Origin of the sequence: Nocardiopsis halophila DSM 44494, assembly GCF_000341245.1 — a bacterium.
Taxonomy (GTDB): Bacteria; Actinomycetota; Actinomycetes; order Streptosporangiales; family Streptosporangiaceae; genus Nocardiopsis_A; species Nocardiopsis_A halophila.
Map to the genome: position 1 here is coordinate 49,844 of NZ_ANAD01000081.1, position 17,835 is coordinate 67,678.

Sequence of the window (17,835 nt, forward strand, 5' to 3'; positions counted from 1 at the left end):
CCGGGGGAGTGGGTACAAGGGGGTCCTATGCGCGACGGCGACTGGGTGGCCGAGACCGGAGCCGACATCCGGGGAGTACTGAAGGTGATGGTCGACGCCGGGTGGCTGCCCGGCGGCGCGGCGGTGGTCGGTACGGGGAGCATGTGGGAGTTCGTCGCCGTCGGCGGCGTCACCGAGGGCGGGGACGATGTGCAGGCCGCCCCGGACGTCCTCTACGACGTCGCCAGCCTGACCAAGATCATGGCCACCTGGCCGCTGGTGGGGACCGCGGTCGCGGAGGGGATCCTGTCACTGGACACGCCCCTGGGGCGCTATGTGTCCGGCGGCCCCTACGCCGGAGGGGAGGTCACCGCACGGCAGGTCCTGACGCACACGTCCCGGCTGAACCCGGTCGCGTGGCTGGAGTGCTACGTCGGCACCGACAGGGACCTCGTGGAGTCGATCCTGGCCGAGCCCTTGGAGGAGGAGGGATACCGCTATATCGACCGCGGGTTCATCCTGCTGGGTCTGATCCTGGAACGGCTCCTGGACACCCCGCTGGACCTGGCCCTGTCCACCTACTGGAGCGCGGCCGGCATGACCGCCACGACCTACGGCCCGCTGCCGCGCTCACCGGCCGTGGCGCCCACCGAGTGCCGGATCCCCGGCACGGCGCCGGTCTGGGGCGTGGTGCACGACGAGGCCGCCGCGCTGATGGGCGGCGTCGCCGGGCACGCCGGGGTCTTCAGTACCGCGATCGACCTGGGCGCCTTCGCCCGCGAGCTGCTGCGCAGCGCCTCAGGGGAGGAGGGGTCGCTGCTCCCGCCGCACTACGTGCGGCAGAGCTGGCGGCCCGCCGTGCGGGTCGCCGACGGGGTCGCCCGGGGCCTGGGCTGGCTCGTGGGCGACGACGGGGTGGTCTACCACCACGGGTTCACCGGCACTAGCATGTTCCTGCAGCCCGACACCGGCCGCTACGTGGGGCTGCTGACCAACGCGGTGCACTTCGGCCGGCGCCGGACCGGCCTGGACGACCTCCGCGCCGCGGTCCGCGCCTGCTTCGGGGAGTGAGGGAATGGGCGGAGTCGGGTCCGTCATCGGCGCGCTCTTCATGGTCCTGTTCCCGCTCTTCTTCGCCGTCCTGGGCGCCTGGCTGCTCTCCGACGTCCTGCGGGTGCGGCGCACGGGCGTGCGCGTCCCGGGCGTCGTCGGCGGGCGGCGGACCCTGGTGCACCTGCGCGCGGGCGAGGGGAACCTCAGCGCCACGAGCAGCAGCGCGGCGCGCTTCTCCTTCCGCACCCTGGACGGCCGCGACGTCGAGGCGGTGCAGAGGATCCGCGTCACCACCAACCTCATGCGCACCGGGCGGCAGGTCACCGTCGCCTACGACCCGGACCGGCCCGAGCGGGCCGAGATCATCGAGGCCTGGTCCCAGGTCCTCGGCGCCCTGCTGTTCCTGGGGGTGGGGACGGTGCTGCTGCTGGGCGCCCTCCTGCTCGGCCTGCCGGCCTACCTGGGATAGCCCGGCCTCAGGGGAGCAGGGACTCCAACAGGTCGGCGATGCCGCCGGGCCCGTCGACCACCAGGTCCGCCTGCTCGGCCAGGGCGGTCTGCTCCGCGGAGCCGCTGCACACCGCGACGCCGGCGACGCCCCGGCCGCGCAGACTGCGCACGGCCGCGAACGCGGGCAGGTCGCCCAGGTCGTCCCCGGCGAACAGCAGCGCCCCGGGCCGCCTCTCCTCGACCAGGGCGGTCAGCGCCGCCCCCTTGTCCATGCCCGGGGGCCGCAGCTCGATCACCATGCGCCCCGGCTCCACCGCCAGCCCCGCGCGTTCGGCCAGCAGGCGCAGCGGTTCGCGCAGCGCCTCCAGGGCCGCGTCGGGCCGGGCCGCGCGGCGGGTGTGCACCGCGAGGGCCTTGCCCTTGTCCTCGACGTGCACCCCCTCGGCGAGCGGGCCCAGCTCCGCGAGCAGCGCCGGGACCCCGGCGCGCGCCTCGTCCAGGCCGCGCACCTCGCCGGGCGAGGTGAGCCGCCCGCCCTCCCAGCGCTCCAGGCCGTAGTGGCCGAGCACCACGGCGCCGGGCAGGGCGTCCAGGCCGCCGTACTCCACGGCGGTGGCCGCGGGCCGCCCGGTCACCACGGCGACGCCGCCCGCGCGCGGGGCCAGGGCGCGCAGCGCGGCGAGGGCGCGCGGATGCGGCCGCGCGTCGCGGGGGTCGGGCACGATCGGGGCCAGGGTCCCGTCGAAGTCGAAGGCGAGCAGTGCCGCCGAGGGACGTTCGGCGATCGCGCTCAGCGCGGCCGCGCCGTCGGCGGTGCACGGGCCGGGGAACGGCCTCACAGGTGGATGCCGAGGCGGCGGGCGGTGCGCTGGCGGCGCCGGTCGGCGCGCAGGCGGCGCACCCGCTTGACCGTCATGGGGTCGAAGGCGAGCGCCTCGGGGCGGTCCACCAGGCCGTTGAGCAGCTGGTAGTAGCGGGTGGGGGAGAAGCCGAACTCGTCGCGGATCGCCTGCTCCTTGGAGCCTTCGAGCTTCCACCACTGGCTCTCGAAGGCGAGGATGCGCCGGTCGCGCTCGGCGAGGCCCGGCGCGCCTTCGGTTGAGGGGTCGGGTTGTTCCCGGATTTCTGGCATTGCACGTCTCCTCTTCGGGATCGGCGCGAAACATCGTAGCGACTCGCCCCGGGGACGGCGCAGGGGACCGCGCAGGTTCGGCCCGTGGGGTAAGCAGCCCCTTACCGGGTGGCCGCCGCGTTCGCATACACGTGCGAAGCTGGCAGAATTGCCCGTGCACGCGGCCCTGACCAGCGCTTCGGCGGCACAGCGCCGCGCAGGCCTCACAACCGGAAACGTCACGGGGGGACACTCCATGCGCACCAGCCACGCCGGCTCCGGACTGTGCGCGCTGCTGCTGGCCGCCGGCGCGGTGGCCGCGCCGTCCGCGCCGTCCGCGTGGGGCGACGCGCTCATCGACCAGTGGGGGCTGGAGGCCGTGGGCGCCCGCGACGCCTGGCCGGCGGTCCAGGACGAGGACGGGGGCGGCCGGGGCGGCGGCGCCACGGTCGCCGTGGTCGGCACCGGCGTCGACGCCGACAACCCGAACCTGGGCGACGGGGTGACCGAGGGCACCGACTTCTCCGGCGCCGACGGCGGGGCCGAGGGGGCGTCCACCGCGATCGCCGGTGTGGCCGCGGCGACCGGCTACGGCGTCGAGCACACCGCCCGGTTCCAGGGCGTGGCGCCCGACGCGCGGGTGCTCTCGGTGCGGGTGGCGCCCGAGGGCGGCGCGGCCGGGGACGGCGACGCCCTGGAGAGCGGCATCCGGTACGCGGCCGACGAGGGCGCGCAGGTGGTCGCCGTCGCCGACGGTGTCGCCGGGGGCCAGGACCTGGAAGGCGTCGCCGAGGCGGTCGCCTATGCCGCGCATGAGGGCACGCTGGTGCTGCTCCCGGCGGGCGACCCTGCGGCCGAGGCGGCTTCGGCCTCCGATGGCGCGCTCACCGTCGGCCCGGTGGGCCGCGACCTCTCCCCGTCCCAGGCCTCGCCGTCCCAGGACGCCGGGGCGATCGACGTGTACGCCCCGGGTGAGGACGTGGAGGCCCCCGCCCCCGGCGGCGGCTACGAGCAGGCCTCCGGCTCCGGTATCGCGGCCGGGTTCGCCGCGGGCACCGCCGCGCTGGTCCGCGCGGAGCACCCGCAGCTCCTGCCGGACCAGGCGGCCGAGGCGCTGACCGGCTCCGCGCAGGGCGGCGTGGTGAACGCGCCGGCCGCCCTGGAGCAGGCAGAGGGCGCCGCCGAGGACATCCCGCTGTACAACGAGGACCTGGTCGCCGAGGACGACGGACTCCCGGTCCCCGCCTGGACGCTGTGGGCGGCCGGGGGCGCGCTGGTGCTGGCGCTGCTGGTCGTCCTCGTGCTGGTGATGCGCCGCAACGCCAAGAACCCTTACGGGCTGCCCGAGCGCGAACCGGAGGACCGGCCCGGCCGCGAGGGTGCCGCCCGCCCGTCGGGCCGCCGCCGCAAGGGTTCCGGCCGTCGCCGTAAGTAGCGGGGCGGGTCGGCCCGGGTGTCCTGAAGAGAGGCCGGGTTGACGTGCGCGGCGCAGGTCATGAGACTCCCCCCATGTCCCCCACCAGTGAATCCCCCGAACGGCTGCCTGTGCGCGGTGAGGCGCGGGGCAGCCACTTCGACCGTTCGGAAGAGCGCGTGGTCCTGACCGAGTACGACCCCAAGTGGCCGTACCTGTTCCAGCGCGAGGCCGAGCGGGTCCGCGAGACCCTGGGCGATGCCGTCTTGGCCGTCGAGCACGTCGGTTCCACCGCCGTGCCCGGCCTGGCGGCCAAACCCTGTGTCGACGTGCTGCTGCTGGTAGGCGACCCCGCCGAGGAGGACGCCTACCGCCCCGCGCTGGAGAAGGCGGGCTACACCCTGCACTTCGCCGAGCCGGACTTCCACGACCACCGGGTCTTCAAGGGCCCCGGCGTCACCATGAACCTGCACGTCTTCGCCGACGGCGCGGAACCGCGGCGCATGCTGGCCCTGCGCGACCGGCTCCGCGCCGACGCGGGGGACCGCGGCCTCTACGAGCGCACCAAGCGCGAGCTCGCCGAGCGGTTCCGGGACAGCGTCCAGGACTACTCCGAGGCCAAGACCGGGGTGATCGAGGAGATCCTCAGCCGAGCGCCCGGAGCTGGTCGCTGAACCAGCGCGCGGGCGGCAGCGCGGACGCCCGCTCCACCAGGCGGGAGCAGCGCGCGCTGCGCTCCTCGGCCGGCATCGTCAGGGCCCGGTGCATCGCCTCGGCCGTCTCGCTCACGTCGTAGGGGTTGACCGTCAGGGCGTCGTCGGCCAGCTCGTCGGCGGCGCCCGCCTCGGACGACAGCACCAGCGCGCAGCCGTCCCGGGACAGCACCGGCCCCTCCTTGGCCACCAGGTTCATCCCGTCGCGGATCGGGTTGACCACCAGGACGTCGGCCATGGAGAAGGCCGCCAGCGAGCGCGGGAAGTCGTCCTGAACCTCCAGCACCAGCGGCGTCCAGTCGGCGGTGCCGAACTCGTCGGCGATCTCCTTGGCCAGCATCCGGACCTGCTCGGTGTACTCGCGGTACTCGGGCACGTCGGTCCGGCTGGGGTAGGCGAACGCCAGGTGCGTCACCCGCCCGTGCCACTCCGGGCGGGTGCGCAGCAGCTCCCGGTAGGCCTCCAGGCCGCGCACGATGTTCTTGGACAGCTCGGTGCGGTCGACCCGGACGATGAGGCGGCGGTCGCCGACCCGCTCGCGCAGCGCCTCGGCGCGCTCGGCCACGTCCGGCTCGGCCGCGCGGCGCTGCAGCCCTTCGGTGTCGGCGCCCAGGGCGTGCACGCCCACCGAGATGATCCGGCCGCCGTACTCGATGGTGCGCCGTCCCCGGTCGACCTCGGCCCGCAGGAACTCGGCGCAGCAGCGCAGGAAGGCGTCGGCCCAGCGCGGGCTGAGGAAGCCGAGGTGGTCGGCGCCCAGCATCCCCTCCAGCAGTTCGCGGCGAACCCCGGTGGGCAGCATGCGGAAGTACTCGGGCGGCGCCCAGGGCGTGTGGGAGAAGTGCGCGATGCGCAGGTCGGGGCGGCGCCCCCGGAGCATCCGGGGCAGCAGGGCCAGGTGGTAGTCCTGCACGGCGACGCGCGCTCCGTCCGCCGCGCCGGTCAGCAGCGCCTCGGCGAAGGCCGCGTTGTAGGACCGGTAGTCCTCCCAGCGCTCCTGGAACCCGGCGTCGAAGGCGGGCTTCGACGGCGTCTCGTAGAGCATGTGCTGGACGAACCACAGGGTGGAGTTCGCGATGCCGGTGTAGGCGTTGTCGAAGACGTCCTGGGGGATGTCGATCATCTTGACCCGGAGGCCGCCCAGGTCGGTGGTGCGGTCGATACGGCCGTCGGGGGCCTGCGATGCGGCCGTGCGGTCGGCGCCGGAGAGAGCGGCGCACACCCACAGGGTGTCGCCCTGCTCGGCCGCGGCGCTCAGACCGGAGACCAGCCCTCCGCCCCCGCGCCGGTGCGAGAGCGCTCCGGCATCGTCGACCGAGTAGGACACCGGTCCTCTGTTGGACGCGACGAGGATCTGTGCCTTGTCCACCTGAACGTTCACCTCTCGGGAAAGCCGGTTCGGGGTGTTGTAGGTGTCGCCGTGCGCGCAGGAGCGCAAACCCGCTGCAGGCCTCGGGAGGCCGACAGGGGTGTGGCGTGCGCCATGAGTGTTATCCGGGTCACCATGGATGGAAAACCGGGCGGAAGGTCCGTTACAGTCATGAGCGGATTCCCAACCGAATCCGTCGACAACAGTGTGACCACAACCGAATATCGCTCATCCAGAGGGGTGGAGGGACCGGCCCTGCGAAGCCCCGGCAACCATCCCGGCTCAATGCGCTCGTGAAAACCGCGAGGCGGCCGGGGCAGGTGCCAACTCCGGCCTGGGGCCAGATCGGTCGCCAGGAAAGATGAGAGGAGATGCCTCGCGATGGCGATCAGCGCCCCGGAAGCCGCGACCGCCGGCACCGCCGCCCGCCCCTTCGGCCCCGCAGCCGCCCTGTCCTGCCGTGAGTGCGGCGAGCGCTACGAGCTCGGCCCCCGCTTCGCCTGTGAGTTCTGTTTCGGCCCCCTCGAGGTCGCCTACGACTTCGGCGAGGTCACCCGCGAGCGGATCGCGGCCGGCCCGAACAACGTCTGGCGCTACGCCCCCCTGCTGCCCGTCCCCGCGCGCGTGGCCGAGCTGCCCAACATGAACCCCGGCCTGACGCCGCTGGTGCGCGCCGACCGCCTCGCCTCCGAGCTGGGGATGGAGGCGCTGCACGTCAAGGACGACTCCGGCAACCCCACGCACTCCTTCAAGGACCGCGTGGTGGCCATGGCCGTCGAGGCCGCCCGCAACTTCGGCTTCACCACCCTGTCCTGCTCCTCCACCGGCAACCTGGCCGGGGCCGTGGGCGCGGCCGCCGCGCGCGCCGGCTTCGAGTCCTGCGTGTTCATCCCGGCCGGCCTGGAGGAGGGCAAGGTCGTCATGGCCGCGGTCTACGGCGGCCGCCTGGTGGCCCTCGACGGCACCTACGACGACGTGAACCGCTTCTGCTCGGAGCTGATCGGCGACCCGGCCGGCGAGGGCTGGGGCTTCGTCAACGTCAACCTGAGGCCCTACTACGCCGAGGGCTCCAAGACGCTGGCCTACGAGATCGCCGAGCAGCTGGGCTGGCGCCTGCCGGAGCAGATCGTGGTGCCCATCGCCTCGGGCTCCCAGCTCACCAAGATCGACAAGGGCTTCCGCGAGCTCATCGCGCTGGGCCTGGTGGAGGACCGCCCCTACAAGGTGTTCGGCGCCCAGGCCACCGGCTGCTCCCCGGTCGCCCGGGCCTACGAGGAGGGCCACGACGTCATCCAGCCGGTCAAGCCGGACACCATCGCCAAGTCGCTGGCGATCGGCAACCCGGCGGACGGCCCCTACGTGCTGGACGTGTGCCGGCGCACCGGCGGCGCGGTCGGCCACGTCGGCGACGCCGAGGTCGTCGAGGCGATCTCCCTGCTGGCGCGCACCGAGGGGGTCTTCGCCGAGACGGCCGGCGGCGTGACCACCGGTGTACTGCGCAAGCTGCTGGCCGAGGGCGCGGTCGACCCGGCCAAGGAGACGGTCGTGCTGAACACCGGCGACGGCCTGAAGACCCTGAACGCGGTGGACGCCGGCGTCACCGCCACCATCAAGCCCTCCCTGGGCGCGTTCCGCGAGGCCGGGCTGGCCTGACCCGGCCGGACCCGCCGCCCCGAGAACCGCCGCACCACCGACACCCGAGGAGTACCCGCACCATGAGCGTGAGCGTTCGCGTCCCCACCATCCTGCGCACCTACACCCAGGACGCCTCCCAGGTCACCGCCGAGGGCGCGACCCTGAAGGAGGTCCTGGCCGACCTGGACGCCAACCACCCGGGCATCCGCGCCCGCATCCTGGACGACGCCGGGAAGATCCGCCGCTTCGTCAACGTCTATGTGGGGGACGAGGACGTGCGCTTCGCGGAGGGCCTGGACACCGCCACCAAGGACGGCGTCGAGGTCTCCATCATCCCGGCGGTGGCCGGGGGCTGACCCGACCGGTCGACTGCGCACGGGCCGCGTCCGGCACTGCCGGGCGCGGCCCGTTCATGTGCTGTTTGACCTGCGGGTCATCAGGAGAGGAACCTTCTCCGGGGCCGTTTGCACTCGCCATGGGGGAGTGCTAAAAAGGGGATCGTTAGCACTCCGATCGAGTGAGTGCTAACCAGGATCGAGACGATGAGGCCGCGGGCGCCGGCGGCCGGACAGCCGGCGGACCGCGGTCGTCCGTCGCGGGCGTCGGCTCGTTCCCTTCGCGTATCAGCCCGTCCCGGGAGGACAGGAAGTCTATGGCAGCCAAACTGATCGCGTTCGACGAGGAAGCCCGTCGCGGCCTTGAGCGCGGCATGAACACGCTCGCTGACGCCGTGAAGGTCACGCTCGGCCCGAAGGGCCGCAACGTCGTTCTGGAGAAGAAGTGGGGCGCCCCCACGATCACCAACGACGGCGTCTCCATCGCCAAGGAGATCGAGCTCGAGGAGTCGTACGAGAAGATCGGCGCCGAGCTCGTCAAGGAGGTCGCCAAGAAGACCGACGACGTCGCGGGTGACGGCACCACCACCGCCACCGTCCTGGCCCAGGCCATGGTGAGCGAGGGCCTGCGCAACGTCGCCGCGGGCGCCAACCCGATCGGCCTCAAGCGCGGCATCGAGTCCGCCGTCTCCCGCATCAGCGAGGAGCTGGCCAAGCTCTCCAAGGACGTGGAGACCAAGGAGCAGATCGCCTCCACCGCCTCCATCTCCGCCGGCGACGCCCAGATCGGCGAGGTCATCGCCGAGGCGATGGACAAGGTCGGCAAGGAAGGCGTCATCACGGTCGAGGAGGGCCAGACCTTCGGTCTGGAGCTCGAGCTCGCCGAGGGCATGCGCTTCGACAAGGGCTACATCTCGCCCTACTTCGCCACCGACCTGGAGCGGATGGAGACGGTCCTCGAGGACCCCTACATCCTGATCGTCAACTCCAAGATCTCCAACAACAACGAGTTCCTTCCGGTCGTCGAGAAGGTCCTCCAGGCGGGCAAGCCGCTGATGGTGATCGCCGAGGACGTCGAGAGCGCCGCCCTGCAGACGCTCATCGTCAACAAGATCCGCGGCACCTTCAAGTCGGTCGCCGTCAAGGCCCCCGGCTTCGGCGACCGCCGCAAGGCCCAGCTCAGCGACATCGCGGTGCTCACCGGCGGCCAGGTCATCACCGAAGAGGTGGGCCTGAAGCTGGAGAACACCGAGCTGGAGATGCTCGGCCGCGCCCGCAAGGTCGTCGTCACCAAGGACGAGACCACCATCGTGGACGGCTCCGGTGACGCCACCGCGATCCAGGGCCGGGTCAACGAGATCCGCGGCGAGATCGAGCGCACCGACTCCGACTACGACCGCGAGAAGCTGCAGGAGCGCCTGGCCCGCCTGGCCGGCGGTGTCGCGGTCATCAAGGCCGGCGCCGCCACCGAGGTGGAGCTCAAGGAGCGCAAGCACCGCATCGAGGACGCCGTCCGCAACGCCAAGGCGGCCGTCGAGGAGGGCATCCTGCCCGGCGGCGGTGTCGCCCTGCTGCAGGCGGGCGTCCCGGCCTTCGAGAAGCTGGACCTGTCCGGCGACGAGGCGATCGGCGCCGACATCGTCCGCCGCGCCATCGAGGCCCCGCTGAAGCAGATCGCGATCAACTCCGGCCTCGAGGGCGGGGTCGTCGCGGAGAAGGTGAAGAACCTGGAAGCCGGCGTCGGCCTGAACGCCGCCACCGGGGAGTACACCGACCTGTTCAAGGACGGCGTCATCGACCCGACCAAGGTCACCCGCTCGGCTCTGCAGAACGCGGCCTCCATCGCCGGCCTGTTCCTGACCACCGAGGCCGTCATCGCCGAGAAGCCGGAGAAGCAGGCCGCCGGCGGCGGCGACCCGACGGGCGGCATGGGCGGCATGGACTTCTAGTCCCCGTCCCGGCCTTCCGGGTACGCGGCGAACAGCCTGCGACGACGAGGGCGGTCCCCGGCCACCGGGGGCCGCCCTTTCGCATGTCCTGGAGGCACGGGGCGAATCGGCGGCCGATACCGGGGAACCGGGGCCCCGTGAACGGCGTCGGAGCGGACGGCGCCCCTCGCCGGCCCCCTCGGGCGCCGCCCCGCCGATCACCGATTTGGAGTTCCCCCATGCCCGTCCGATTCGCTCCGGCCGCCCAGCGGACCGTCGCCGCGCTGGCGCTCGCCGGTGCGGCCCTGACCGCCTCCGGGTGCGGCACGATCCTGGCCAATCTGGAGGAGGCGGCCGACCGGGCCGCTCGCGAGCAGGGGAGCGACACGGCCCCGCCGGAGTCCGCGGCCCCCGCAGAGGAGCCGGAGGAGGACGCGCCCGCGTCCTCGCCGCCGCCCGCCGAGGAGGAGGACGTCGCCGCCTTCGACATCTCCGTCGGCGACTGCCTCAACGACGAGACCCTCGAGGGCGAGGTCTCCGAGGTCCCCAAGGTCGACTGCGCGCAGCCGCACGACTCGGAGGTCTACGCCGCCACCGTCTCCTCGGAGCCGGAGTGGCCCGGCGAGCAGGGCATCCTGGACGAGGCGCAGGAGTTCTGCCAGGAGGAGTTCGCATCCTTCATCGGCGTGCCCTTCGATCAGCAGACGGACTACGAGTTCAGCTTCTACACGCCCACCCGGGGCGCCTTCGAGGACCTGGACCGGGACATCTCCTGCGTCGTCTTCGAGCCGGGCGCGCAGACGACCGGAACCCTCAGGGGCGCCGGGGCCTGAGTAGGCTTCCGGCATGGACATGCGCGAGATCGACGCGGCCACCGGGCGCCTGGTGCGCACGGCCGAACGGCTGACCCCCGAGGAGGTGGCCGTCCCCTCCCTGCTCCCGGGCTGGACGCGCGGCCACGTGCTGACCCATGTGGCCCGCAACGCCGACGCCGTGGCGGGCGTACTGGAGGCGGCGCGGGAGGGCCGGGAGGCCCCCATGTACCGCAGCGAGGAGGCCCGTGACGCCGACATCGCGGCCGGCGCCCCCCGCCCCGCCCCCGAACAGGCCGCGGACCTGCGCTCGTCGGCCGACCGGCTGGCCGCGGCGGTGGCCGCGATGCCGGAGGAGGCGTGGGCCTTCGAGGTGCGGCACCGGTCGGGCGCCGTGTTCTCCGCCGCGGAGCTGCTCGGGATGCGGTACCGGGAGCTGGAGTACCACCACGTCGACCTGGACGCGGGCTACACCCCCGGGCACTGGCCGGAGGGCTTCGTCTCCCGCGAGCTGGAGTCCCTGGTCGGGCGGCTCGCCGGCGCGGACCTGCCGGCGGTGGAGATCGCCGGGGCGGGCACCATCGGCTCGGGGCCCGCGGCGCTGCGCGCCGAGGGGCCCGGGGCGGCCCTGCTGGCCTGGCTGTCGGGCCGCTCCGGTCCGGACGGCCTGACCGTGACCCGCGACGGGGAGCGCGTCGGTTTCGAAGCGCTGCCCGTTCCCCCGCCCCTGGCCTGAGAGGGGCGGCCGGACTCAGGCGCGCCGGTAGAGGGTGTAGTCGGCGCCGCCGTCGAAGCGGTGGCTCTCGACCGGGGTGAACGCGGCGGGGGCGAACCCCGCCCCCGCGAACAGGGGCAGCCCTGCGCCCGCCACCACCGGGTACCGCTTGAGGAAGACCGCGTCGATCTCCGGCAGCAGCGCCCCGGCCAGCGTCGGGCCGCTGACCAGGCAGACGCCCAGCCCGCCCTCCTCCCGCTTGAGTTCGCGGACCGCCTCCAGTGGTCCTGCTCCACCAGGCGATGACCGGTCTGGTGGTCGAGCAGCTCACGCTGCCCGGCGTGCTCGACGGAGAAGGGGACCCGGACGCGCTCATCGGCGCCCTCGTGCACCGGATCCTGTCCGGTGGCGGGGGCGGAGCGGACGGCGTGGACGGCGCCTGAGGGGCGTGGGAACCGTGGCGCCCGCGCGCGCGTCGAAAGCGCTCGTGGACCTCTTCAACACAGTGCCGATCGTGGTGAAGCAGCCGAAGCGCTTCCTCATCGACGAGTCGGAGTACTACTGCTACGACGCGCACGGGCGGCCGGTGGCGCACATCCACGAAGTCGGGCTGGACGGCGGGATGAAGGCCCTGCGCTTCATCGCGGACAACACGGCCGGGTTCGCGCGCAAGCTGATGGTGAACGACGCCTGGGGGCACCCGCGCCTGTACATCGAGAAGTCCTGGGCGATGTTCACCGCAACGACCACCATCGCCTACCCCGACGGCAGGCCGATCGGCTACATCGACCAGGACTTCAAGCTGTTCAAGGCGAGCTTCCGGCTGCTCGACGCCTGGAAGCAGCCGGTGGGCGCGGTCAAGGGCAACTTCGGCGCGTTCGAGTTCCAGATCACCGACAACCACGAGCACGAGGTCGGGCGGGTCGACCGCAACTTCCCCAGCTTCGGAGAGTTCTTCACCGCCGCCGACAGCTACCAGGTCTGGCAGCGCTACCCGAACCTGCCCGACCCGCTGAAGACCCTGGCCGTGGCCTCGGGCATCGCGATCGACCTGGTGCTGCTGGAGGGCAAGCGCTGACCCGGACCGCACGCGGGTCGGCCCCTCAGGCCAGGCGGGACATGGCCTGGCGGTCCTCCTCCCCGAAGCGCTCCTCCAGGTCCTCGGGGGAGGCGTCCAGGTCGATGCGGGCCACCGGGACCCCGCGCGCGGTCTCGATCGCCCCCAGCCGCCGCAGGGCCCGGTCGGTGGCGTAGCCGAGCAGCTCCCCCTGCGGAAGCTGGTACTGCTGCTCCTCACCGGTCATGGGCTCGTCGTCGCGCTCGACGGTGGCCTTCAGGTGCGGCATCAGCTCCTCCAGCCGCTCGGTGACCACCGGCCACAGCGCGTCGTCGGCGGCGACGTGCCGGCGGCAGGTGAACGTGCCCCAGGCCATGTGGCGGCGCTCGTCGTCGCCGATGCGGCGGATGATCTCCCGCATGCCGGGGAAGATGCCGCGCACCGTGCAGATGTGGTTCCAGGCGTAGTAGCCGGTCAGGGCCAGGGCGCCCTCGATGACGTGGTTGTAGGTGACCGAGGCGCGCACCTGGTTGTGCGGGCTCGGGTCCTCCAGCAGCGCGTTGAGCGAGGCCGGGAGCTCCTCGTAGAAGAGCGCGCGGTAGCCCTCGTTGCGGTCGACGTGGGCGTGCAGGTCGTGGGTGACGCCCAGGGCGTCCAGCCACAGCCGGAAGGCCTGGACGTGCTTGGCCTCCTCGAAGGCGAACTGGGTCAGGTACATCTCGTCGCCCAGCCGCCCCTCGGCGGCCATGGCGCGCACGAAGGGCTGGATGTCCTCGGTCACCGCCTCCTCCCCGGCGGCGAACTGCGCGCACAGCCGCAGGATCCGCTCCTGGGCCTCGGTGCTCAGCGACTTCCAGTCCTCGGCGTCCCGGGTCAGGTCCACGGCGGCGGGGTCCCAGAACTTGGCGTTGCCCTTGGTGAAGAGCCGGAGCGGGAAGGAGTCCCAGTTCAGACCGCCTCCGCCGATGGAGCGGAAGCCGGTGCGCCCGGACGGGTCGGCCATGGGGGGTACCTCCTCGGGTCGGGGTGCCCCCTCATGATTCGACGCAACGCGGTGCGGTGTAAAGCGCTCCCGGCGGTATTTCCCCGCCGGGAGCGGTACGGTGCTGGGGCACCCGACCTTCGGACCAGGAGACGACGTGTTCTGTGGCGACCCCGGGGCGCCGGGCTACGCGGAGTGCGCGCACCAGATGACGATCTTCGCCATCGCCTCCACGATCCCCGCGATGCTCGCGATGATCCTGATGGTGGCCGCGTTCGCGACCCCCGCCATGCGCGTCGACGCGGCCCTGCGCTCGCGCACCCTCGTCTACGCCCTGCTGGCCTGGGCGATCGCCGGGGGAACGCTGCTGATGGGGGCGCTGCCCTCGCTGTGAGGGGCGCGACCCCTCCGGGGGCGCCGGTCAGTACGCCCCGGCCGGAACGGTGAACGCCGCGATCACGAACGGCAGGATCAGGATCGCCGCGAACAGCAGCACCATCAGGACGATGCCGACGATGGTGGCGATCCAGGAGTACTTGGTGAAGCGCCGGACCTTGTCCGCGTCCTGCTTCTCCACCAGGGCCAGGATGCCGAAGACGATGCCGATGATCCCGCCGAGCGAGCCGCACAGCATCAGGCTGATCGCGCTGGTCACCAGGGCGGCGATGGCCCCGCCCCGCAAAGGCTCGATCTCCGGGTTCTCCATCGGCACGCCGTAGGGTGCGGGCGGAGGCGGGCCCGCCGGCTGCTGCCCGTAGGGGTACTGCGGCTGCCCTCCGGTCGGGTAGCCGGGAGGGGGACCGTACCCGCCGGGCCGGCGGTTCGGGTCGTTCTCCTGGCCGGGCCAGGGTGCGCTCATGGGATGCCTCTCTCGCGGTTCGGGTCGTCGGTGGTCGGCCGGGGCGGTCAGGGCGTGAGCGCGGTGATCAGCGCGGCGATGGCCAGCAGGACGAGCGCGATCAGCAGCAGGTAGCCCAGCGTGCAGGCCCAGGTGCGGGCGATGTTGCGCTCGACCGCCTCGGGGTCGTGCCGGTTGGCCACGGCCAGGGCCCCGAAGACCAGGCCGGGGATGTTGGAGAGCACCGCCAGCACCGGCAGCCCGGCGAGTACCCCCAGGGCGGGGAAGGCCAGGGTCAGCACGGCGCACAGCAGCGCGGCCGCGGCGGCCCCGGTCCGCGGAGGCGGCCCGGCGGGCGGCGCGTGCGGTGGGGCGAAGGGGGCGGCCGCGGGGCCCGGCCGGTGCTGCGGCGGTGGAGGGATGGAGGCGGGCGGTGCCTGCGGCACCGGTGGCGCGTCGTGCGTGGCGGGCGCGCTGTACACGGGGGACGGGTTCGGCCCGGAGTCCTCCCAGAAGCGCTCGATGGCCGAGCGGTGTCCGTGCACGGTCGGTTCCCCCTCCCCCGCGGCGCCGTCGGTGGGCGGCCGTTCCCCCCACGATAACCACGACGCGGTCGGGCGCCCACGGGTTCCGGCCGGGCGTCAGTACCCCACCGGCACGGCGTCCTGGACCCAGGACCCGGCCTGGGTGAAGAGCCAGAGCGTCAGCACGGACATCACGACGAACATGACCGCGGCCGCGCCCAGGCAGTACCAGGAGTACCGGGTGAGGGTCTCGGCCTGCTCCGGCCGGCCGCGGTCGCGCATGTGGGCGGCGCGCACGGCGAACACGATGCCGACGATCCCGAAGATCCAGTTGGCGCAGCACAGGAAGGTCAGGGCGTGCAGGATGAGCGCCATGGTGGAGCTGGACGCGCCACCGGTCCGCGGGGCGTCCGCGGGGGAGGCGGCGGCCCGCTCGGCCGGGGGGCCGTGGTCGTCGCGGGGGGACGCGGCACCGGGCGGCAGCTGGGGTTCGCTCATGGCGGCCGGGCGATCCTCTCTGGCCTCTCAGGCGTCGGGAGCGTCTGCAGCCTAGCCGCAGCGGCTCCCGGCGGGCCATGCGGGCGCCGCGCCCCCGGTGCCGCGTCCCCGACCGGGGTCAGCCGAAACGCACGTCGACCGAGCGCACCCCCCACAGCGGCGGGATCCACTGGGAGTCGTCACGGCCGCTCCCCACGGGGGTTCCGGTGCAGTCCGGGCCGGGGTGGAAGACGTAGTCGGCGGCGGGTTCGGAGTCGGCCAGGTTCACCATCCGCTTGTCGGGGAAGGTGTGGCAGCCGCCGCCCTCCAGGGTGGTGTGGCCCAGTCCCGGGCCCGAGTACAGGTCCAGGGTGCCGGGGCCGCCGTCCGCGGCCGCGGGGGCCGCGGTCGCCAGCAGCCCGGCCAGGGCGGCGGCCAGGGCCGCCGTTCGGCGTGCGCGCATGCTCTGCCTCTCGCTGTCGCTGGTGGTGGTGCCGCACCGGGGTGCGGGCGGCGGCCTCCATCTATACCTCTCGGAGGGCGACCGCGTGGCCACTTTCGGTCACCGAGTCGTGGATGCGGTGCCCATCCGCAATCCGATGGCCGGGACCGGGCGGCGCGGGCGTTCCGGGCGGTGCACCATGTGTCCATGAGCGAGCAGCCCGACCGCCTTGTGTTGGACTTCCTGTCGCGGGTGGGGGACGCCGCCTACGGAGCGGTCCCCTCACGGCGGCGCGCCTCCTTCCTGGCCGACGTGCGCCGCCGGGTGGAGGAGGCCCGCCGCGCCTCGGGGGCCCGCACCGCCGAGGAGGTGCGGCGGGTCCTGGAGTCCTTCGGCGACCCGGACGATTTGGTGCGCGCCGAGCTCGACGCCGAGCGCGGACCGGAGGACGGCGACGGAGAGGACGGGGACGGAGCCGACGGCGGGGAGCGGGCCGATCCCGGCCGCTCGGTCCTGCGCAAGCGCACACCGCCGCCGTGGCGGGGCGGGCCGGACCCCGGCTGGCTGGGCGCCCGGGGCGCGCGGGCGGTGTCGGTGCGCCCGGAGAGCGGCGGTCCCATCACCCCGACCACCCGGATCGCGGCGCAGGGGGACGGCAGGGGCGCCGGCCGCCGCCTCCTCCGGCGCTGGTCGGCCACTGCGGCGGCCTTCCGTGACCACCCCTCCGAGCTGCTGGTCCTGCTGCTGTACGCGGCCGGCGCCCTCGCGGCCGAGGCGGCGTTCCTGTGGATCATCGGGGGCGCGATGGTGGTGCTGAGCAAGGTCTGGACGCGCCGCGACAAGTGGGTCCTCGCGGGGGCGCCGCCGGCGGCCACCCTGGTGGCCATGGCGTTCTGGCAGGGGGAGGCGCCCTACATCGACCAGATCGTCCTGGAGTCGCTCACCTCGACCGGGGTGGTCGGGCTGCGGCTGGCCGCGGCGGCCTGCGCGGTGTACCTGGTGGTCCGGATCGCCGCGGTCGCGCCCGCCTCGGGTCATCGGCCGTTAAATCCTCCGGAATATCCTGCTTGACCAGGGGTTTTCGACGCGTTGCGGGCTCGCGGCGCGGGTAATCATGACGGTGCGCCACCGGGTTCGGCGCCGGTCACCGGCCGGGGGCGCAGGGGGATTGACGCCCGCCCCGGTCCCGCCGGGTCCCGTCCCGAAACTCCGCAACCAGCGGCGACGGGGGCGGACGTCAAAGGAGAGGCCCGGAGATCCGCGTCCGGGCCTCTCGCATGCGCGGGGATGGCCGGTTACGGCCCTCGGGGTTTATCGGCATTTCGGGGAACATGTGGCCTTCGGCCCCTCGCTCGGCGTGTTCGTCGAGCATTAGCCTGGAAAGCCCCCTATGGAAAGATGGATCCGAGAGGCCGAGCGGACATTCGCCCCCATTCGCGGCGGATTCCCCGGCCTCGCCCCTTAGGGTCCGACGGCGAGAGCGTGAGGTCACACGTGCCCACCGGCAAGGTCAAGTGGTACGACGGCGACAAGGGATTCGGCTTCCTCACCCGTGACGACGGCGGCGAGGTCTTCGTGCACTCCTCGGCGCTGCCGGCGGGGACCACGTCCCTGCGCTCCGGCCAGCGGGTGGAGTTCGGGGTGGTCGAAGGGCGCAAGGGCGCCCAGGCGCTGCAGGTCAAGCTGCTCGACGCGCCGCGCTCGGTGGCCAAGGCGATGCGCAAGAAGCCCGACGAGATGGTCGTCATCACCGAGGACCTCATCAAGCTCCTGGACGGCGTCTCCTCGACCTACCGCCGGGGCAAGCACCCCGACCGCAAGGAGGCGGCCAAGATCGCCCAAGTGCTGCGCGTGGTCGCCGACGACCTGGAGGCCTGAGCGAGCGCCGCGGTGTGGTCCCCGCCACAGATCGCCTGCGGGGGCGGCGGAGAATCCCCCGTACCTCCCCAATCCGACGTAACGGTCGTCTATCGAGTCGGTGTCGTGGACTCGGCGGTGGTT

22 protein-coding genes, 1 pseudogene and 1 riboswitch are annotated in these 17,835 nt (G+C 73.2%); of the genes and pseudogenes, 14 read left to right on the forward strand and 9 right to left on the reverse strand.

The window, feature by feature from the left end; all coding sequences use genetic code 11:
- Nucleotides 1–27: 27 nt before the first annotated feature.
- Both D450_RS0110690 and D450_RS0110695 read left to right on the forward strand, forming a co-directional pair.
- Nucleotides 28–1,050: a serine hydrolase domain-containing protein gene (locus D450_RS0110690; protein WP_017538658.1), complete on the forward strand. Its 1,023-nt coding sequence runs from the start codon at nt 28–30 to the stop codon at nt 1,048–1,050.
- Between the two features lie 4 nt (nt 1,051–1,054).
- Nucleotides 1,055–1,501 (forward strand): DUF3592 domain-containing protein, encoded by a 447-nt coding sequence (locus tag D450_RS0110695; protein ID WP_017538659.1) that lies wholly within the window; start codon nt 1,055–1,057, stop codon nt 1,499–1,501.
- A 7-nt stretch (nt 1,502–1,508) separates the two neighbouring features.
- On the opposite strand, the gene otsB is transcribed toward D450_RS0110695, so the two are convergent.
- The gene (gene otsB, locus D450_RS0110700) at nt 1,509–2,321 is read right to left on the reverse strand and encodes a trehalose-phosphatase (protein WP_017538660.1); all 813 of its coding nucleotides are present in this window, start codon (nt 2,319–2,321) and stop codon (nt 1,509–1,511) included.
- On the reverse strand, nt 2,318–2,614 hold the full coding sequence (locus D450_RS0110705) for a DUF3263 domain-containing protein (RefSeq protein ID WP_017538661.1): 297 nt from the start codon (nt 2,612–2,614) through the stop codon (nt 2,318–2,320). Before D450_RS0110705 ends, otsB begins: the two co-directional genes overlap by 4 nt.
- 235 nt (nt 2,615–2,849) lie before the next feature.
- On the opposite strand from D450_RS0110705, the gene D450_RS0110710 reads away from it, so the two are divergent.
- Nucleotides 2,850–4,028: a S8 family serine peptidase gene (locus tag D450_RS0110710; protein ID WP_017538662.1), complete on the forward strand. Its 1,179-nt coding sequence runs from the start codon at nt 2,850–2,852 to the stop codon at nt 4,026–4,028.
- A gap of 74 nt (nt 4,029–4,102) precedes the next feature.
- A complete protein-coding gene (locus D450_RS0110715) occupies nt 4,103–4,681 on the forward strand; it encodes a GrpB family protein (protein WP_017538663.1) in 579 nt (192 codons plus the stop codon).
- Here D450_RS0110715 and D450_RS0110720 read toward each other — a convergent pair.
- On the reverse strand, nt 4,653–6,089 hold the full coding sequence (locus D450_RS0110720) for an alpha,alpha-trehalose-phosphate synthase (UDP-forming) (RefSeq protein ID WP_017538664.1): 1,437 nt from the start codon (nt 6,087–6,089) through the stop codon (nt 4,653–4,655). The genes D450_RS0110715 and D450_RS0110720 overlap by 29 nt on opposite strands.
- 225 nt (nt 6,090–6,314) lie before the next feature.
- Nucleotides 6,315–6,457, forward strand: a riboswitch (SAM riboswitch).
- 13 nt (nt 6,458–6,470) lie between these two features.
- Between D450_RS0110720 and thrC the strand changes: the two genes are divergently transcribed.
- The 5 genes from thrC to D450_RS0110745 all read left to right on the forward strand — a co-directional run bounded on the left by thrC (nt 6,471) and on the right by D450_RS0110745 (nt 11,535).
- Nucleotides 6,471–7,742, forward strand: coding sequence for a threonine synthase (gene thrC / locus D450_RS0110725; protein ID WP_017538665.1), 1,272 nt, complete (start codon nt 6,471–6,473; stop codon nt 7,740–7,742).
- Nucleotides 7,743–7,804: 62 nt separating this feature from the next.
- Nucleotides 7,805–8,080 carry a MoaD/ThiS family protein gene (locus D450_RS0110730; protein ID WP_017538666.1) on the forward strand — a complete coding sequence of 92 codons (276 nt, stop codon included), beginning with the start codon at nt 7,805–7,807 and terminating at the stop codon, nt 8,078–8,080.
- A gap of 296 nt (nt 8,081–8,376) precedes the next feature.
- The gene (groL, locus tag D450_RS0110735) at nt 8,377–10,008 is read left to right on the forward strand and encodes a chaperonin GroEL (protein ID WP_017538667.1); all 1,632 of its coding nucleotides are present in this window, start codon (nt 8,377–8,379) and stop codon (nt 10,006–10,008) included.
- 218 nt (nt 10,009–10,226) lie between these two features.
- The gene (locus tag D450_RS0110740) at nt 10,227–10,820 is read left to right on the forward strand and encodes a septum formation family protein (RefSeq protein WP_017538668.1); all 594 of its coding nucleotides are present in this window, start codon (nt 10,227–10,229) and stop codon (nt 10,818–10,820) included.
- A 13-nt stretch (nt 10,821–10,833) separates the two neighbouring features.
- Entirely contained in the window at nt 10,834–11,535 is a 702-nt protein-coding gene (locus D450_RS0110745) for a maleylpyruvate isomerase family mycothiol-dependent enzyme (RefSeq protein WP_017538669.1), read from the forward strand.
- 15 nt (nt 11,536–11,550) lie between these two features.
- On the opposite strand, the pseudogene D450_RS32410 reads toward D450_RS0110745, so the two are convergent.
- Nucleotides 11,551–11,799: pseudogene (locus tag D450_RS32410) on the reverse strand (dihydrofolate reductase family protein); the annotation flags it as partial.
- Here D450_RS32410 and D450_RS33975 point away from each other — a divergent pair.
- On the forward strand, nt 11,796–11,957 hold the full coding sequence (locus D450_RS33975) for a hypothetical protein (protein WP_017538671.1): 162 nt from the start codon (nt 11,796–11,798) through the stop codon (nt 11,955–11,957). The pseudogene D450_RS32410 and the gene D450_RS33975 sit on opposite strands and share 4 nt — an antisense overlap.
- 44 nt (nt 11,958–12,001) lie before the next feature.
- Complete coding sequence (locus tag D450_RS0110760; RefSeq protein ID WP_017538672.1) at nt 12,002–12,592, forward strand: phospholipid scramblase-related protein; 591 nt, start codon at nt 12,002–12,004, stop codon at nt 12,590–12,592.
- Between the two features lie 25 nt (nt 12,593–12,617).
- On the opposite strand, the gene D450_RS0110765 is transcribed toward D450_RS0110760, so the two are convergent.
- The gene (locus D450_RS0110765; RefSeq protein ID WP_017538673.1) at nt 12,618–13,574 is read right to left on the reverse strand and encodes a R2-like ligand-binding oxidase; all 957 of its coding nucleotides are present in this window, start codon (nt 13,572–13,574) and stop codon (nt 12,618–12,620) included.
- Between the two features lie 136 nt (nt 13,575–13,710).
- Between D450_RS0110765 and D450_RS0110770 the strand changes: the two genes are divergently transcribed.
- Nucleotides 13,711–13,947: a hypothetical protein gene (locus D450_RS0110770; RefSeq protein ID WP_017538674.1), complete on the forward strand. Its 237-nt coding sequence runs from the start codon at nt 13,711–13,713 to the stop codon at nt 13,945–13,947.
- Between the two features lie 27 nt (nt 13,948–13,974).
- Here D450_RS0110770 and D450_RS0110775 read toward each other — a convergent pair whose 3' ends face one another.
- The 4 genes from D450_RS0110775 to D450_RS0110790 form a co-directional block, all read right to left on the reverse strand.
- Nucleotides 13,975–14,412, reverse strand: a complete 438-nt coding sequence (locus D450_RS0110775) for a hypothetical protein (protein WP_017538675.1) — start codon at nt 14,410–14,412, stop codon at nt 13,975–13,977.
- 47 nt (nt 14,413–14,459) lie between these two features.
- On the reverse strand, nt 14,460–14,936 hold the full coding sequence (locus D450_RS0110780; protein ID WP_017538676.1) for a hypothetical protein: 477 nt from the start codon (nt 14,934–14,936) through the stop codon (nt 14,460–14,462).
- 96 nt (nt 14,937–15,032) lie between these two features.
- On the reverse strand, nt 15,033–15,413 hold the full coding sequence (locus D450_RS0110785) for a CD225/dispanin family protein (protein ID WP_017538677.1): 381 nt from the start codon (nt 15,411–15,413) through the stop codon (nt 15,033–15,035).
- A gap of 118 nt (nt 15,414–15,531) precedes the next feature.
- Nucleotides 15,532–15,855 carry a hypothetical protein gene (locus D450_RS0110790; RefSeq protein WP_017538678.1) on the reverse strand — a complete coding sequence of 108 codons (324 nt, stop codon included), beginning with the start codon at nt 15,853–15,855 and terminating at the stop codon, nt 15,532–15,534.
- Nucleotides 15,856–16,041: 186 nt separating this feature from the next.
- Here D450_RS0110790 and D450_RS33015 point away from each other — a divergent pair, with 186 nt between their 5' ends.
- Both D450_RS33015 and D450_RS0110800 read left to right on the forward strand, forming a co-directional pair.
- Nucleotides 16,042–16,905, forward strand: coding sequence for a hypothetical protein (locus D450_RS33015; RefSeq protein WP_152520824.1), 864 nt, complete (start codon nt 16,042–16,044; stop codon nt 16,903–16,905).
- A 423-nt stretch (nt 16,906–17,328) separates the two neighbouring features.
- Complete coding sequence (locus tag D450_RS0110800; protein WP_017538680.1) at nt 17,329–17,712, forward strand: cold-shock protein; 384 nt, start codon at nt 17,329–17,331, stop codon at nt 17,710–17,712.
- Nucleotides 17,713–17,835 lie beyond the last annotated feature (123 nt).

Excerpts from the sequence above, each read along its gene's own strand:
- D450_RS0110690 (WP_017538658.1), top strand. The coding sequence starts at position 28 with ATGCGCGACGGCGACTGGGTGGCCGAGACCGGAGCCGACATCCGGGGA.
- D450_RS0110695 (WP_017538659.1), top strand. The coding sequence starts at position 1,055 with ATGGGCGGAGTCGGGTCCGTCATCGGCGCGCTCTTCATGGTCCTGTTC.
- D450_RS0110705 (WP_017538661.1), bottom strand. The coding sequence starts at position 2,614 with ATGCCAGAAATCCGGGAACAACCCGACCCCTCAACCGAAGGCGCGCCG.
- D450_RS0110710 (WP_017538662.1), top strand. The coding sequence starts at position 2,850 with ATGCGCACCAGCCACGCCGGCTCCGGACTGTGCGCGCTGCTGCTGGCC.
- D450_RS0110715 (WP_017538663.1), top strand. The coding sequence starts at position 4,103 with ATGTCCCCCACCAGTGAATCCCCCGAACGGCTGCCTGTGCGCGGTGAG.
- thrC (WP_017538665.1), top strand. The coding sequence starts at position 6,471 with ATGGCGATCAGCGCCCCGGAAGCCGCGACCGCCGGCACCGCCGCCCGC.
- D450_RS0110730 (WP_017538666.1), top strand. The coding sequence starts at position 7,805 with ATGAGCGTGAGCGTTCGCGTCCCCACCATCCTGCGCACCTACACCCAG.
- groL (WP_017538667.1), top strand. The coding sequence starts at position 8,377 with ATGGCAGCCAAACTGATCGCGTTCGACGAGGAAGCCCGTCGCGGCCTT.
- D450_RS0110740 (WP_017538668.1), top strand. The coding sequence starts at position 10,227 with ATGCCCGTCCGATTCGCTCCGGCCGCCCAGCGGACCGTCGCCGCGCTG.
- D450_RS0110745 (WP_017538669.1), top strand. The coding sequence starts at position 10,834 with ATGGACATGCGCGAGATCGACGCGGCCACCGGGCGCCTGGTGCGCACG.
- D450_RS0110765 (WP_017538673.1), bottom strand. The coding sequence starts at position 13,574 with ATGGCCGACCCGTCCGGGCGCACCGGCTTCCGCTCCATCGGCGGAGGC.
- D450_RS0110775 (WP_017538675.1), bottom strand. The coding sequence starts at position 14,412 with ATGAGCGCACCCTGGCCCGGCCAGGAGAACGACCCGAACCGCCGGCCC.
- D450_RS0110785 (WP_017538677.1), bottom strand. The coding sequence starts at position 15,413 with ATGAGCGAACCCCAGCTGCCGCCCGGTGCCGCGTCCCCCCGCGACGAC.
- D450_RS0110790 (WP_017538678.1), bottom strand. The coding sequence starts at position 15,855 with ATGCGCGCACGCCGAACGGCGGCCCTGGCCGCCGCCCTGGCCGGGCTG.
- D450_RS33015 (WP_152520824.1), top strand. The coding sequence starts at position 16,042 with ATGAGCGAGCAGCCCGACCGCCTTGTGTTGGACTTCCTGTCGCGGGTG.